This is a genomic window from Teichococcus deserti, from assembly GCF_001982615.1.
Lineage (GTDB): Bacteria > Pseudomonadota > Alphaproteobacteria > Acetobacterales > Acetobacteraceae > Pseudoroseomonas > Pseudoroseomonas deserti.
The window spans coordinates 1-1007 of the sequence record NZ_MLCO01000573.1 but is presented as its reverse complement, the minus strand read 5'-3'; the positions used below and the strand labels follow the sequence as shown (position 1 = coordinate 1007).

The following is a 1007-nucleotide window of genomic DNA, read 5'->3' as shown; positions in this document are numbered from 1 at the left end:
CCTGCTGGCCAGCCTCACCCCCGAGGCGCTGACCGCCCATACCCGCACCACCCGCCCCGCCATCCGCGCCGCCGTCGCCGAGGCCCGCGCCCGCGGCTATGCCCTGGTCGAGGAGGAGCTGGAGCTCGGGCTGCGGTCGCTGGCCGTGCCGGTGCGCGACCAGCGCGGCCGCTGCGTCGCGGCGATGAATATCGGCGTGCAGACGGCGCGGGCCAGCGACGCGGTGGTGCAGGACCGGCTGCTGCCGGCGCTGCTGGCCGCCGCGGCCGAGCTGCGCCGGACCATCCCGGGTTGACGCTTCCCCTGCCCCGGCCCGCCGCCTATTGCTGCCAGGTATGACGCCCCTGCCGATCCTGCTCGCCACCTACAACGGTGCCCGCTTCCTGCCCGCCCAGCTGGACAGCCTGGCCGCCCAGCGCGACGCGCCGCCCTGGACGCTGCTGTGGCGCGACGACGGGTCGTCGGATGCGACCGTGGCCCTGCTGGACGCCTTCCCGGCGGCGCGGCGGCTGCAGGACGGCGCCGGCCGCCAGGGCCCGGGCGGCAGCTTCATGCGGCTGCTGGCGGCGGCGCCCGAGGATGCCCCGGCCTTCGCCTTCTGCGACCAGGACGATGTCTGGCTGCCGGACAAGCTGGCCCGCGCCTGGGCCTGGATCGCTGTTCAGGATGCCGGCCGCCCGGCGCTCTACTGCGCCCGCCAGCAGCTGGTCGATGCCGACCTGGCGCCGATCGGCCTGTCGCCGGCCTTCCGCCGCCCGCCCGGGCTGCGCAACGCGCTGGTCGAGAACATCGCTGTCGGCTGCACGGTGATGCTGAACGCTGCCGCCCGCCGGCTGGTGCTGGCGGCGCCGCCGATGCCGGAGGCCTCGATGCATGACTGGTGGTGCCACCTGCTGGTCGCCGGCGCGGGCGGCGCGATCATGGCCGATCCGCAGCCAGCGCTGCTCTACCGGCAGCATGGCGGCAACAGCGTGGGCGCCGCGGTCTCGGTGCTTGGCCGGGCGCGC

The 1007-nt window shown here is 76.2% G+C and carries 2 protein-coding genes; both read left to right on the top strand.

Features of this window, described 5'->3' with window-relative positions; translation table 11 throughout:
- A partial coding sequence (locus BKE38_RS30140; protein ID WP_278247667.1) for an IclR family transcriptional regulator domain-containing protein occupies positions 1 to 295 on the top strand: 295 nt, incomplete at its 5' end.
- A gap of 40 nt (positions 296 to 335) precedes the next feature.
- Positions 336 to 1007 (top strand): glycosyltransferase (locus tag BKE38_RS30135; protein ID WP_076960719.1); only part of this gene is annotated, 672 nt, incomplete at its 3' end.